The 14,601-nt window shown below is 41.3% G+C and carries 15 protein-coding genes; 3 read left to right on the top strand and 12 right to left on the bottom strand.

Annotated features, from left to right (window positions below; translation table 11 throughout):
• Positions 1-7: 7 nt before the first annotated feature.
• From alr to nrdR, 12 genes are all read right to left on the bottom strand, one after another.
• Positions 8-1,111, bottom strand: coding sequence for an alanine racemase (gene alr / locus SPAR10_RS03450; RefSeq protein WP_004250800.1), 1,104 nt, complete (start codon positions 1,109-1,111; stop codon positions 8-10).
• Positions 1,101-1,463 (bottom strand): holo-ACP synthase, encoded by a 363-nt coding sequence (acpS, locus tag SPAR10_RS03445; protein WP_004250798.1) that lies wholly within the window; start codon positions 1,461-1,463, stop codon positions 1,101-1,103. Before acpS ends, alr begins: the two co-directional genes overlap by 11 nt.
• Positions 1,464-1,508: 45 nt before the next feature.
• The gene (locus SPAR10_RS03440) at positions 1,509-2,540 is read right to left on the bottom strand and encodes a 3-deoxy-7-phosphoheptulonate synthase (RefSeq protein ID WP_004250797.1); all 1,032 of its coding nucleotides are present in this window, start codon (positions 2,538-2,540) and stop codon (positions 1,509-1,511) included.
• Between the two features lies 1 nt (position 2,541).
• On the bottom strand, positions 2,542-3,573 hold the full coding sequence (locus tag SPAR10_RS03435; protein WP_004250795.1) for a 3-deoxy-7-phosphoheptulonate synthase: 1,032 nt from the start codon (positions 3,571-3,573) through the stop codon (positions 2,542-2,544).
• An 80-nt stretch (positions 3,574-3,653) separates the two neighbouring features.
• Entirely contained in the window at positions 3,654-6,167 is a 2,514-nt protein-coding gene (gene secA / locus SPAR10_RS03430) for a preprotein translocase subunit SecA (protein WP_004250793.1), read from the bottom strand.
• A 179-nt stretch (positions 6,168-6,346) separates the two neighbouring features.
• Entirely contained in the window at positions 6,347-6,940 is a 594-nt protein-coding gene (locus SPAR10_RS03425) for a LemA family protein (protein WP_004250792.1), read from the bottom strand.
• A gap of 38 nt (positions 6,941-6,978) precedes the next feature.
• Positions 6,979-7,818 carry a TPM domain-containing protein gene (locus tag SPAR10_RS03420; protein ID WP_004250791.1) on the bottom strand — a complete coding sequence of 280 codons (840 nt, stop codon included), beginning with the start codon at positions 7,816-7,818 and terminating at the stop codon, positions 6,979-6,981.
• A 191-nt stretch (positions 7,819-8,009) separates the two neighbouring features.
• Positions 8,010-9,320: a ribosome biogenesis GTPase Der gene (der, locus tag SPAR10_RS03415; RefSeq protein WP_004250788.1), complete on the bottom strand. Its 1,311-nt coding sequence runs from the start codon at positions 9,318-9,320 to the stop codon at positions 8,010-8,012.
• 13 nt (positions 9,321-9,333) lie between these two features.
• A complete protein-coding gene (locus SPAR10_RS03410; RefSeq protein WP_004250787.1) occupies positions 9,334-10,047 on the bottom strand; it encodes an NADPH-dependent oxidoreductase in 714 nt (237 codons plus the stop codon).
• A complete protein-coding gene (gene dnaI, locus SPAR10_RS03405) occupies positions 10,044-10,940 on the bottom strand; it encodes a primosomal protein DnaI (RefSeq protein ID WP_004250785.1) in 897 nt (298 codons plus the stop codon). Before dnaI ends, SPAR10_RS03410 begins: the two co-directional genes overlap by 4 nt.
• A complete protein-coding gene (locus SPAR10_RS03400) occupies positions 10,941-12,110 on the bottom strand; it encodes a replication initiation and membrane attachment family protein (protein ID WP_004250783.1) in 1,170 nt (389 codons plus the stop codon).
• The gene (gene nrdR / locus SPAR10_RS03395) at positions 12,111-12,584 is read right to left on the bottom strand and encodes a transcriptional regulator NrdR (protein ID WP_004250782.1); all 474 of its coding nucleotides are present in this window, start codon (positions 12,582-12,584) and stop codon (positions 12,111-12,113) included.
• Between the two features lie 142 nt (positions 12,585-12,726).
• Between nrdR and SPAR10_RS03390 the strand changes: the two genes are divergently transcribed.
• From SPAR10_RS03390 to SPAR10_RS03380, 3 genes are read left to right on the top strand one after another with little or no spacing between them, the layout of a single operon-like run.
• Positions 12,727-13,092: a GntR family transcriptional regulator gene (locus SPAR10_RS03390; RefSeq protein WP_004250781.1), complete on the top strand. Its 366-nt coding sequence runs from the start codon at positions 12,727-12,729 to the stop codon at positions 13,090-13,092.
• Between the two features lie 3 nt (positions 13,093-13,095).
• The gene (locus tag SPAR10_RS03385) at positions 13,096-13,791 is read left to right on the top strand and encodes an ABC transporter ATP-binding protein (RefSeq protein ID WP_004250779.1); all 696 of its coding nucleotides are present in this window, start codon (positions 13,096-13,098) and stop codon (positions 13,789-13,791) included.
• 15 nt (positions 13,792-13,806) lie between these two features.
• Complete coding sequence (locus SPAR10_RS03380; protein WP_004250778.1) at positions 13,807-14,538, top strand: hypothetical protein; 732 nt, start codon at positions 13,807-13,809, stop codon at positions 14,536-14,538.
• Positions 14,539-14,601 lie beyond the last annotated feature (63 nt).

The raw sequence follows: 14,601 nt of genomic DNA, 5'->3' as shown, positions 1-14,601 counted from the left end.
CTATTTCTTAATAATATTCTCTTGGAATTCGATCACTGAGGAGACAAACCACCTCATAATTGATGGTTCCTCGGTAAACTGCTACATCTGTTGCAGTAATTTCTTTATCACCGTCTGAGCCAATTAAAGTTACCTTGGTACCCAATGGGTAAAGCTTAGGTAAGCGAATGGTGATTTGGTCCATGGATACACGCCCTACAATGGGACACAATTGGCCATCCACCAGAACTGAGAAATTCTGCATGTCTCGTGTCCAACCATCTGCATAACCGATTGGCAAAGTGGCAATGACTTGCTCACTGTCTGCCTGATAAGTCGCTCCGTAGCCCATACAAGCTCCAACCTCTACTGTTTTGACATGTACGATGGCTGACTCCAAGGTTAAGGCTGGTTTTAGTTCATAAGGCAAGTCCAATACTTGTCCACTTGGATTGAGACCATACATGGAATCCCCCATGCGAACAGCATTAAAAATCGTTTCCGCATGCCATAAAGTAGTTGCGGAGTTACTAGCATGAACGAATTTGGGCACTTCTTGCAAATCATCTAGGATTCCCTTGAAATACTCTAGCTGTTGCTTAAAGTAGGTATCTGACTCTTCATCTGCAGTAGCAAAGTGCGTAAAGATTCCCTCGACAGAGGCACCATGGTTTTTGAGCATAGTTTGGGCTTGTTCGGCCTCACTGGCACTTCTAAAACCAATTCGTCCCATACCTGAGTCAATCTTAAGGTGAACGGTTAAACCAGCTAAGTCTGACTCAGTATCAAGGAGATTCTCAATCCATTCCAATCCTGCCACTGTCAAGGTAATATCAAAATCCTTAGCTAATGAAAAAGATTCAACCTCAGATACTCCCAAAATAAGAATTTTCTTAGCGATACCTGCCTGACGGAGTTCGATGGCTTCATCAATATTTGACACACAAAAGCCATCAACATCATCCTGGATAGCTCTTGCAACAGCTATCGCTCCATGTCCATACGCATTGGCTTTCACAACCGCCCATTTGAGAGTGCCTTTAGGAATGTGTGCTCCCATCTGTTGGATATTGTAGCGGATTGCTTCTAGATTAATAAGGGCCTTGGTTGGTCTATGTGGACTAGTTTTCATGATTTTCCTCCAAAATAACACTAGCTGTCACAAACTGTTCTGTATGGCTAATCGATAACCAAACATTTCCTGAAAATGGGGATTTGCTGAAGTAGGGAGCTCCCTTTTCATCGTTCAAGACTTCCAAATCCTGAAAGCCTAGCTTCCCAATTCCCGTTCCCATAGCCTTTGAGAAAGCCTCTTTAGCTGACCAACGACCAGCCAAATACTCGACCTGTCTGCGACCTTTGAGGTTGGTAAAGCGATCCATTTCCTTGTCTGTCAAGACACGCTGCGCAAAACCTTCTCTTTTTTCAACTGCATTTTGTATAGAAGCTAATTCTTCAATATCGATTCCGTGTCCAACTATCATTTTCATCAAAAGGAGTTGAGATCCCCCCAACTCCATCCTTTTCACTTATTTTGTTAAGGTAGAATAGATTTCTTCTACTAAAGCTACTGTGTTTTCCCAGCCCAAACATGGGTCTGTAATGGAACGTCCAAAGATTTCTGGCTGGTTTTGGCGCCCATCTGCTAAGTAAGATTCGATCATGAAGCCTCGAATTGTCTTCTTAATTTTTTCATTCCAAGCACGGTTGAGAAGAGTTTGGCGAACAATGCGAACTTGCTCCATATACTGTTTCCCTGAATTATCATGGTTGGTATCAATCATGATAAAGGGATTTTCGAGCCCCATAGACTCGTAACGCCCAATAGCATCTAGAAGGGTTTCATAGTAGAAGTTAGGTTCATTTTTCCCGTATTCATTCAAAGCACCGCGAAGGATGACGTGAGCCAAGGGATTTCCTGAAGTTTCAACTTCTTGACCATGAAAGAGAAAGGTTTGTTTGTTTTGTGCAGCATAGATGGCATTAAACATCACAGATAGGTTTCCAGATGTTGGGTTCTTCATTCCCACTGGTGCATCAATTCCCGAAGCTACAAAACGGTGTTCTTGGTCTTCGACTGAACGCGCACCCACTGCATGATAACTCACCAAGTCATCAACCAAGACGAGATTGGCTGGGTAAAGCATTTCATCTGCTGTAGTCAATCCAGTTTCTGTAATCACTCGATAATGAAGCTGACGAACAGCCTGTAAACCATTGATTAAGCTTGGAGCTTTAGAAGTATCTGGCTGATGAACCAAGCCCTTGTAGCCATCTCCATTGGTACGTGGCTTCGCAGTATATACACGCATGACCATGAAAATCTTGTCCGCCACTTTTTTCTGCAAGTCTGCCAAACGGCGAGCATACTCAAGAACTGCTTCTTCATTGTCAGACGAACAAGGTCCAATGACTAAAAGGACGCGGTCATCCTTTCCTGAAAGGATATCTGCGAGTTCTTGGTCACGGCTTTCCTTATACTGCAAGGCTTCTGCAGATAGCCGTGTTTCCGCCTTAATCGCTTCAATATCGATTTCTTGACCTTTCTCGATAAATGCCATATTATTCTCCTAGTCTTTGGTAGATTTCACGAACAAGAGCTTCCGTATTTTCCCATCCAAGACATGGATCCGTGATTGATTTACCAAAGACCTCAGGTTCGTTTTGACGACCGTCTTCTAGATAAGACTCAATCATGAATCCACGAACATATTTTTTAATCTTTTCATTCCAGTCTCGGTTAATCAAGGTCTGACGAACGATACGAATCTGCTCCATGTATTGTTTCCCTGAATTATCATGGTTGGTATCAATAATGATGAATGGATTCTCAAGTCCCATCTTTTCATACTGAGCAATAGTATCCATCAAATTATCGTAGTAGTAGTTAGGAATGTTTTTCCCGTACTCGTTAAGAGCTCCACGGAGAATAGCGTGCGATAGAGGATTTCCAGTAGTCTCGACTTCTTTCCCTAGGAAAAGGAAACTTTGCTTGTTTTGAGCTGCATAAATACCGTTAAACATGACATTGAGATTTCCTGAGGTTGGATTTTTAAAACCTGTCGCAAAATCTGCTCCGCTGGCTACAAAACGGTGTTGTTGATCTTCGACTGAACGAGCCCCAACTGCCATATAAGAAATCAAATCATCTACCAAGGGAAGGTTCTCTGGGTACAACATTTCATCTGCTGTTGTCATTCCTGTTTCAGAAATAACACGGTAGTGCAGATGACGAACCGCCTTGATTCCATTGATGAGGCTAGGCGCTTCTTTGGCATTTGGTTGGTGAATCAAGCCCTTATAGCCATCACCATTAGTACGTGGTTTAGCAGTATAGACACGCATGACCATAAAGACGCGGTCTTTGACTTCTTCCTGAAGTTTTGACAAACGCTTAGCGTACTCTAGGACTGCTTCTTCATTGTCAGACGAGCAAGGACCAATTACTAACAAGATGCGTTGGTCTTCCCCACGAATAATTGCTTCAAGCTCTTGATCACGTTGGAGTTTGTTCGCAAGTACTTGTCCTTCTAGTTTAGACAAACTACGAACTTCATCAATATTAATTTTAGGGCTTTTTGCTGTAAATACCATTATCCATCTCCTTATAAAGCAAACGGACGCCAAGCGAAAATTCACTTTTCACTAGGCATCCGCCTGAAAATTAATCATTCTTAACGTCGTTTACCATGACAGTTTTTAAATTTCTTACCAGATCCACATGGGCATAAGTCATTACGTTTTACTTGACTGAGATCCAAATCAGCTGGAAGATCTTTCTGTTGCGCAGCAATATTTCGAGTTGCTGTCGTACTGATATGATGTTCAGTTTGTGGTCGTTCTTGTTCATGAATTTGTGCTTTCATCATCAAGCGAGTCACATCAAACTCAATCGAACCAATCATATCATTAAACATACGGAAGCCTTCCGCTTGATATTCCACGACAGGGTTGTTTTGGGCATAACCACGAAGACCAACTGCATTTCTCAACTGATCAAGGGCATCGATATGGTCAGTCCACTTGTTATCTACAACACGTAGAATCAAGACTTTCTGGAATTCTTTCACAGCTTCTTCATCACGAAGTTTAGCAACTTGGCTATCGTAGACTTTCAATGCACGTTGGTATAGTTCATCCTTGATAGCTTGGTCAGACAAACCTTCTAGGTCTGAAAGTGAAATCGAATCTTCTGGAAGCAAGTTGTACTTGGCAAAGTTCAAGATTGCTTCAAGTTTTTCATCTTGTTTAGAACGAGCATGCCCATCGACAATTCGTCCAATCGTACGACGAATCATGGCGTGAATTTCAGGAGCCAAGTCACGTTCTGCAGTGATAACATCATAGCGTTGTGCGTAAATGATCTCACGTTGTTCACGCATAACATCATCATATTGGAGGACTTGTTTACGAGTATCGTAGTTATTTCCTTCAACACGTTTTTGCGCTGCTTCGACCTGACGTGTCAACATACGAGATTCGATGGCTTCGTCAGACATGTTAAGACGTTCAAAGACACCCTTCAAACGTTCTGAACCGAAACGCTTCATCAAATCATCTTCGAGTGACAAGTAGAACTGTGACTCACCTGGGTCACCTTGACGACCTGAACGTCCACGAAGCTGGTTATCGATACGACGGCTCTCATGACGTTCTGTACCGATGACACAAAGACCACCAAGTTCACGAACCCCTTCACCAAGCTTAATATCGGTACCACGACCGGCCATGTTGGTTGCGATAGTGATCGCACCACGTTGACCAGCGTTCATGATGATTTGCGCTTCTCTATAGTGGTTTTTAGCATTCAATACTTCGTGAGGTACGCCTGCTTCAACCAATTTCTTAGAAAGAAAATCACTGGTTTCAACGGCAACAGTACCTACCAAGACTGGTTGACCTTTTTGGTAACGCGCCTTAACATCTTCTACTACAGCCTTGAATTTTGCATCGAGACTAGCGTAAAGAAGGTCTGAATGGTCGATACGTTGGATCGGACGGTTAGTAGGAATTGGAATAACACGAATGTTGTAGATTTCGCGGAATTCTTCTTCTTCTGTTTTACCAGTACCTGTCATACCTGCCAATTTTTTATACATACGGAAAAGGTTTTGGTAGGTAATCGATGCTGATGTCTTAGTTTCATCTTGGATTGGTACACCTTCTTTAGCTTCAATCGCTTGGTGCAAACCATCAGAGTAACGACGACCTTCCATGGTACGACCTGTAAATTGGTCGACAATCAAGATTTCTTGTTCTTCGCTGACCACATAGTCAATATCAAGAATCATGATGTAGTTGGCGCGAAGGGCGTTGTCGATAAAGTGAGTCAAAGCCACATTTTCGATATCATAAAGATTTTCTAGTTTGAAGAAGCTTTCAGCCTTGTCAATACCAGAGTCAGACAAACCGATTGTCTTAGACTGAATATCAATGATGTAGTCATCTTTATCCAAAGACTTCACAAAGTGGTCAGCCATGTGGTAGAGTTGGCTAGTTTCAACTGCATTGGCTCCTGAAACGATCAACGGAGTACGAGCTTCGTCAATCAAGATAGAGTCTACCTCATCGACTAAGGCATAGTTGAGTGGACGTTGAACCATATTCTCCGCACGAACAACCATGTTATCACGAAGATAGTCGAAACCAATTTCTGAGTTCGTTGAGTAAGTAATATCACAGAGATAAGCTTCTTTTTTCTCCATTGGAGATTTTGCTGCCAAGTTGATCCCTACTGACAAACCAAGCCATGAGTACAACTCACCCATTTCAGTGGCGTCACGTTCTGTAAGGTATTCGTTGACGGTAACTACGTGGACACCTTTTCCTGAAAGGGCATTAAGGTATACCGGCATTGTCGCTGTCAAGGTTTTCCCTTCACCTGTACGCATTTCTGGAACGTCACCGTGGTGAAGAACGATACCACCCATAACCTGAACCTTGTATGGGAAAAGTCCAAGAACACGCTTAGCTCCCTCACGTACAACCGCAAAGGCTTCGTACAATAGTTGATCAAGGGTTTCGCCATTTTGATAACGTTGCTTAAATTCTTCTGTCTTAGATTGCAACTGCTCGTCTGTCAAAGCAGCCATTTCATCTTCGTATTTGAGGACTTTGTCAGCCATCTTTTCTAAGCGGCGAAGTTCCCCTTTATCATTTTCGATGATTGTTTTTAATAAATTTGCCATTTTTTTCCTTACTTTAAATTCTGAATATTTTAGAATGTTCTTTTTATTGTAGCATATTTGCCCAGCTTTTTCAAGAAAGAATCCGTGTTTATACAAGCTAAAAAAGGCTCATTGAGAGCCTTTTTTTGTAAATATTCAAACTATTGCTAATCATTGATTTTCTTTTAGAAAATTCAAGCCTACTCTTTGGTTGTAGAAGTACTAAAGTCAACCTTTGGAGCTGTCTTAGCTTCTTCGCTTTCTTTAAAGGTTTCTGCCTCTTTAAAGTTCATCATGTTAGCGAAAAGAACTGTTGGGAAGCTTCTTAATTTTTGATTGTATTCTGTTGCCACTTTGTTGTAATCCTTACGGGCTACAAAGATACGATTTTCACTTCCAGCCAGTTCCGTCATGAGTTGTTCCACATTTTGATTGCTCTTGAGTTCTGGATAATTTTCTGTTAGTGATATCAAACGTGAAATAGCTGAACTCAACTCTCCTTGAGCCTCTTGATTTTCTTTTGAAGTTACGGAGCCATTCCCGATTTTAGCACGAGCTTCCGCAATCTTGGTGAAAACCTCTGTCTCATGGTTCATCTGACCTTTTACAGACTCTACCAAATTTCCAATCAAGTCAGAACGACGTTGAAGAGCTGTCGCTACATCAGCTTGCGCTTGTTCGACCTTGGTTTGTTCAGAGACAAGTCCGTTATAAGTGCCTACTACTGAGCAACCGCCAAGCAAGATAATAGCCAGCAAAATGCTCAACACATAAATAATTCCTTTATTTTTCATATCTAAACCTACTTATTTTCTTAATTTTTACACGAACATTACCAATCATCGGATGAACCACCGCCATCGAAGCCGCCACCGTCCCAGCTACTAGAAGAGTCTGAGCCTGAATCTGACCAAGATGAACCTGAGTCAGATGAGTCACTAAACCACCATCCGCCGTCAGAGGAATCTCCTCCTCGGCCACCACCGCCTCCTCTAATAATAGCTATAAATACGACAATGAAATAAATGATTATCCCGACTCCGAACACATTGTCCATAGGGTCACTGTTCTTACTATGACTAGACGAGCTACTATTGCGACTCGATTTTTTCCCACTGATGCTATCAGAATAACGTTTAATTTCAGAGGAATCATCAGATGGAAATGTTCCGCTTCCTCTATAAAACTGATTGTCCAAGCCTTTGGCAATCGCTAGAATTCCTTTACCATAGTCACCAGTTTTAAAATCTGTACGGCTGGCTGCCAAGAGCTGCTTGGTTTGATAGTCCGTTATTCTAATGGCGGTGTTATTACTGGTTTCAATTCTTGATTTACGGTCTTGAACGGCTACTACAATAAGACTTCCAAAATTATCTCCTGAATAGCCAACCTTCCAAGCCCTGGCAGTTTCATTAGCCACTGTTTCAATGCTTTCTCCTTCTAGACTATCTACAATATAGACGCCTATTTGAAGCTTTTCTGCCTTTTGACTATTGGCTTCATTCAAATCACGAATCTGAGTAACTACTTCCTCTGTCAAATAATGATTTGGGTCATAGATACCATAGTCTGGTTTTTCAGGCGCCGTGAATGCTGATAGGAAGAAAAATGCCATCAGTAATCCAAGTAGACGCACCAAGAAAGGATTCTTTAACAATCTATCTTTTTTCATAATAACCTCCTTATGCAAGGAAAATTGTTTAGAGCATTATAGCATTTTGAATCTTACAAAGAAAGTACGTTTCCATTACAAAACCGTGACAAGGACTAGGAAAATGATGTTAATTTGATGACAAATTAGATCTACGCTCTTGCTATCATCTACAAAAAAGAAGGTCTGTTAACCTTCTTCTTTTTATCATTTTATTTCCGTTTTCTTGCGATCAGATGGATTGGCGTCCCCTCAAAGACGAAGGCCTTGCGGATTTGATTTTCCAAGAAACGCAAGTAAGAGAAATGCATCAGTTCTTCTTCGTTGACAAAAATCACAAAGGTCGGTGGTTTAGTTGCCACTTGAGTCGCATAGAAGATCTTGAGACGTTTCCCTTTGTCTGTCGGTGTTGGGTTGATGGCGATAGCATCCATAATGACATCATTCAAGACTGCTGATGGGATACGGGTATTTTGACTCTCGCTGATTTGTTTAATCATCTCTGGAAGTTTGTGGAGACGTTGCTTGGTCAAAGCCGAAACAAAGATAATAGGTGCGTAAGGCAGATATTGGAACTGCTCACGGATATCCTCTTCCCAGTTTTTCATGGTGTGGTTATCTTTTTCAAGAGTATCCCACTTGTTAACTACGATGATCATCCCTTTACCAGCTTCGTGGGCAAATCCTGCGATACGCTTGTCGTACTCACGGATGCCTTCTTCGGCATTGAGGACCATCAAAACTACATCTGAACGGTCAATAGCTCGCATGGCACGCATGACTGAGTATTTTTCCGTGTTTTCATAGACTTTACCAGACTTACGCATACCAGCCGTATCAATCATGGTAAACTCTTGGCCATCCGCATCTGTAAAATGTGTATCAATGGCATCACGAGTTGTACCAGCTACGGGACTAGCAATCACACGATCTTCTCCCAAAATGGCATTGATCAAGCTAGATTTTCCGACATTCGGGCGACCAATCAAGCTGAATTTAATGACATCTGGATTTTCATCTTCGACTTCATGTGGAAGATTTTCGACGATGGCATCTAGTACATCCCCTGTACCAATCCCGTGCACAGATGAAATTGGCAATGGTTCTCCCAATCCAAGAGCGTAGAAATCATAGATATCATTTCGCATCTCTGGATTATCAACCTTGTTGACAGCGAGGATAACAGGTTTATGAGTTTTATAGAGTTTACGTGCTACGTATTCGTCAGCATCTGTGATGCCTTCTTTTCCAGAAACTACAAAAACGATGACATCAGCTTCTTCCATGGCAATCTCTGCCTGGTGCTTGATTTGTTCCATAAATGGAGCATCAACATCGTCAATCCCTCCAGTATCAATCATACTGAAAGAACGGTTAAGCCATTCACCAGTAGCATAGATACGGTCCCGTGTCACTCCTTCGACATCTTCTACGATTGAGATGCGTTCCCCTGCAATACGGTTAAACAGGGTTGATTTCCCAACATTGGGACGTCCTACGATGGCAACAGTTGGTAAGGCCATGTTTTCTCACTTTCTACATTAAGTTCTTTTGTTCAAGATTTTCTCTAGTTGAGCTTGGTTCAGGCTGACCGAATTGCTCTGCAAGACGTTGACTCCAAGTGGTAGTCGCACGAGCTCCTGCATATTCAGTCTGCACACGATCATAAGCTTCAATAGCCTCCGTTGTTTGTTCTTGGTATTCTTCCTCAAAGACAACATTTTCGAGTGGTAATCTTGGTTTCACGTCATGTTTTTGGTTAGGTACACCCAGTGCAATCCCAAAAACTGGGTAGGTATAGTCAGGAAGGTTGAACAGTTCTGCCAATTCAACAGATTTGTAACGCACCAAACCAATAATCACTCCACCATAGCCTAGGCTTTCTGCCGCAAGCAAGGTATTTTGTCCAGCCAAAGCAGCATCCACAGAAGTAATGAGGAGACCTTCCACACCTTGAGGTTGGAAAGTATCGGTATGGAGACGAGCTCCTTTTTCTGCACGGTTTAAATCACCAACAAAGAGCAAGAATGCTGCTGATTGACGAATAGCTTCCTGAGGAACTAGTTCATAAAGAGCATCTTTCTTTTCTTGACTTCTGACTAGAATCACAGAATAAGATTGGAAATTTTTCCAAGAAGAGGCCATTTGTCCTGCTGACAAAATGGTATTTAAATCTTCCTGAGGAATCGCTTCTTCTTTAAATCTGCGAACCGAGGTATGAGATTTCATTAATGTGATTGTTTCACTCATCGGCGATTTTCTCCTTCTAGTCGTGTTTCTTCTGCTAAATAACGGATACGCTCCATAACGCGTCTAGCTTCCCATGTTTCATCGTTTCCATTCTTGCCTTTAGCAAAATGTTTTTCCAAATCTTCAAAATTGAAATTTGAGGTAAAGAAGGTTGGCAAATCTTCCTGCATACGATACTGGAGAATGACTTGCAAGACTTCATCACGAACCCAAGGCGTTGATTGCTCGGCGCCAATATCATCCAAAATCAAGACTTCAGCTTGCTTGATTTCATCCACCAAATTCTTGACATTTCCATCACCGATAGCATTTTTGACATCAATGACAAAGCTCGGATAATGGAGAAGAGTTGATGAAACGCCACGTTTTTCTGACAAATCATGGGCTAGGGCAGCCACCATAAAGCTCTTTCCTACCCCAAAATCTCCATAGAGATAGAGACCTTTACGGTTTTCTGGGTAATCATTAACAAATTTGATCATTCTATTTAGAACAGCTAAACGTGCAACATCATCACGATAAACATCTAAAAAGCTGACATTTTTCAAACTAGATGGTAAATTGATTAATTTTAGACGTTTCTTAATAGCTGCTTCTTTTTCAGCCGCAATCAGTTCCGGAGTTTCCTCATAGGATACATCTGCGTAACCATGGTTCATGACCAGGATAGGCTTGTAACCACGCGCGATATAGTCTGTATCTCCGCGAAGGAACTTATCACGCTCGGTGATGTATTGGTTAAACTTAGAGATACTACGATTCAATTCCTCTTGACTGAGAGATTCCTTCTGGATAAAAGCCGCAACATCAGGATCTTTTACAATCTGATGGACCAGGTCCTGGTATTGAAAACGGCTGGGATGACCTTTTAGCACATCTCCTACACTTTCCATCTATTCACCTCCATTATCTAATTTCGCTAATAATTCTAGGGTTTGGCGTTCCATTTCTTCCAATTCCTCAGCTGATGACGTGTTTTTATATTCTGGATTACTCCATTTAGGAACATTGGTTTTTGCCTGGCTTGTCTTCGCTGTTTTTGATTCTTGCCCCTTTTGATTTTTTTCTCTAATTCGAAGCACAGCCTCTTCAGCAGTTCTGACTTTGTTATAAGAGTAATCATTGGCCACTTTCATGGCATATTTTTCATTGAGATTGGCCGAATCAACCTTGTTGAAGGTCAAAAGTATAACGACATTGATAACTTCATCAAGCAAGCCTAGGTCTGCCATCTGTTTTAGCAAATCGCGTTCAGCTTGGATAATTCCTGCATTTCGGGTTTGTTTGATTCCCGCTAAAAATTCTAGGGCCGTTTTACTTTTAGCTTCTCGGATAATGGTCGCTTCCTTAGGACTAAAATCCGATGAAACAGACTCTTGCGCTAATTTTTCACGCATACGCTTGATAGAAATGACTTGAGAAACTGCTGTTCCTTTTGCTAGCTGATAGGTCTCAAACCAGGTCCATTTTTTCTCATCAGCGATTTTAAATAACTCTAAAACATCTGACTGTTCATCTTGGAAACGGAGATTATCTCTCGCCATGAGCTGACGAAAATGCTCCAAATCAAAATCATTTTTAAAATCAGCTTTTACTGGTGTCTCATCATGACTAGCCAATTCTTCTATCTCTGGAAAGGCCTGACTCAAATGAACCGTCAAAGCTTCTCCGTCTGCAGCCTCTTGACGTAAATCAGAAACTGCTGTATCGCCAATCCTTTTCTCCAACAAAGTACGATACACTGTATGATGCAAGAAGTCAGATTGAGAAAGTGTTGGATGAATAGCAAGTTCATAGCCGTCACCCTTTTGATAGAGGGTAACCAAATTGAAGGCTGTTAAGATTTTAAAAGCCTTTAAGAGTCTGTCCATCCCAAAATTGAGGTGGTTGAGGATAGCTGCAAACAGGTGTTCTTTTTGTCCATCATCCCAAAAAGCTAAGGTATAAAGGTAAAGACTCAGCGCATCCTGACCGATAATCGGGAGGTAGCACTGCACCAAAGTTGTGGGATCTTGCGACACCCGATTATTCTTTAGAAAAGAAAAACGATCATTAGGCTTCATTTATTTTTCCTTTTTCTTCTTTGAAGATTGCGTAATTTGTTTGAGAAGATTTTCGAGCTCGCTCACATCTTTAAAGCTACGATAAACACTAGCAAAACGAACGTAGGTGATTTCGTCTAGTTCAGCCAACTCTTCCATAACAAGAGAACCAATATCTTCACTTTGAATTTCATTATCATTGCGACTGAGGAGTTTTTGCTCGATACGATTGACCACCATACCAATCTCATCACTAGACACCGGACGTTTTTGAGCTGAACGAATAATTCCATTAAAGATTTTATCTCTTGAGAATTGTTCTCGAGTTCCATCTTTTTTGACAACTACCAGTGTTCTCTCTTCAACTCGTTCATAGGTTGTGAAACGATGTTGACACTCTTCGCACTCACGTCTTCTTCTAATCGTATTTCCTTCTTCAGCCTGACGGCTATCGATAACACTTGATTTTGTAGCGCCACATTTTGGACAACGCATGCCTTCCCCTCCTTGTCGTTTTCTTTTCATTATACCATTTTTTAAGCAATTCCCAAAATAATTCTCCTTTTAGCTTGACAAGTTTTTTGTTTAGTTGTATTATTTAAGTGACACAAAAGGAAATTGTTGAAAGGAGACCGTGATGTCCTGGACATTTGATAACAACAAACCCATTTATTTGCAGATAATGGATAAGATTAAACTGCAAATCGTTTCTCATAAACTAGAACCCAACCAACAACTGCCAACTGTCAGAGAACTGGCTAGTGTGGCTGGCGTCAATCCAAATACCATCCAACGTGCCCTATCAGACCTAGAAAGAGAAGGCTTCGTATACACCAAGAGGACTGCAGGACGTTTTGTCACCGAGGATTTGGACCTAATCCTCCAATCCCGGAAGCAACTATCTGAAGAACAACTGCAGCAGTTTGTAACAGGTATGGTAGAATTTGGCTATGAAAAAGAAGAACTACCAACTGTTTTGAGAGATTATATTGAAGGAGTTTAGACTATGACCTTGTTAACGTTTGAAAATGTTTCAAAATTCTATGGAGCAAGCCCTGCTCTTCAAAATGTTTCCCTTGAAATCCCGGCAGGAAAGATTGTGGGTCTCCTTGGCCCAAACGGTTCCGGAAAAACAACCCTGATTAAACTAATCAACGGTTTACTCCAACCAGAGCAAGGACGTATCCTCATCAATGGCATGGAACCAAGCCCAGCAACTAAGGCTATCGTTTCTTATCTACCTGATACGACCTATCTCAACGAACAGATGAAGGTCAAAGAAGCTCTTACCTTTTTCAAGACCTTCTATAAAGATTTTAATCTGGAACGTGCTCAAGGTCTTCTTCGTGACCTTGGTATCGACGAGAATAGCCGTTTCAAGAAACTCTCAAAAGGGAACAAAGAAAAAGTTCAGTTGATCCTGGTCATGAGTCGTGACGCTCGTCTATACGTCCTTGACGAACCAATCGGTGGTGTCGATCCCGCAGCTCGTGACTACATCTTGAACACCATCATCAACAACTACTCTCCAACTTCGACTGTCTTGATTTCAACTCACTTGATTTCGGATATCGAGCCTATCTTGGATGAGATTATTTTCCTCAAGGACGGAAAAGTCGTCCGTCAAGGGAATGTGGATGATATTCGTTACGAGTCGGGTGAATCAATTGACCAGCTCTTCCGTCACGAATTCAAAGCCTAGTTAAAGGAGATTATTATGTTTTGGAATTTAGTTCGTTATGAATTTAAAAATGTCAACAAATGGTTTTTAGCCCTCTATGCTGCTGTACTCTCCCTCTCTGTCATCATAGGAATTCAGGGCAGTAGCCTCTCAAGCACCTATTATCAAGATAAGGGCGTTGTTATGTTAGTATTTCTATCTCTGGTTTTTGGTGGTCTGGTTATTACTTTGAGTATCTCAACCTTGATTTTGATTATTCAACGATTTAAGAGAAGTGTTTATGATCGTCGTGGCTATCTAACACTCACCCTGCCAGTATCTGAACACCAGATCCTCTCCGCTAAACTGCTTGGAGCCTTTGTTTGGTCTTTGACAAGTACAGTGGTTTTCCTTTTTAGCCTTTATATTATCATTTCCATGATTCAACCAGACGCCTTCCTATCTAGTTTTGCCGAGTATATGCTAAAAAATTATACAGATAATTTCTGGTTAGCCTTGATTTCCTATATTTTTAACACTCTTGCAGGTATTCTTTGTATCTACTTGTCTATCTCTATCGGCCAACTCTTTAATGAATACCGTACAGCTCTTGCAGTCGTCGCCTACATAGCCATCCAAGTTGTTCTTGGATTTATCACCCTAAATCTTCGCATCGATTTCGACTACAATTGGGTATTATCCTTTGAAATTTTCAAAGACTTAATCCTTAGCGTCGGCTGCTATCTCGGAACCTACTATATTTTAAAGAACAAAGTAAACTTACAATAATGAATGAAGCCCCTAGCAAATAAAGCTAGGGGCTTCTTTTTACACAAAGAAATATAACATTCT

Origin of the sequence: Streptococcus infantis SPAR10, assembly GCF_000279535.1 — a bacterium.
GTDB classification, from domain to species: Bacteria; Bacillota; Bacilli; order Lactobacillales; family Streptococcaceae; genus Streptococcus; species Streptococcus infantis_I.
The sequence above is the reverse complement of the archived record's forward strand: the minus strand, read 5'-3'. Positions and strand labels throughout refer to the sequence as shown.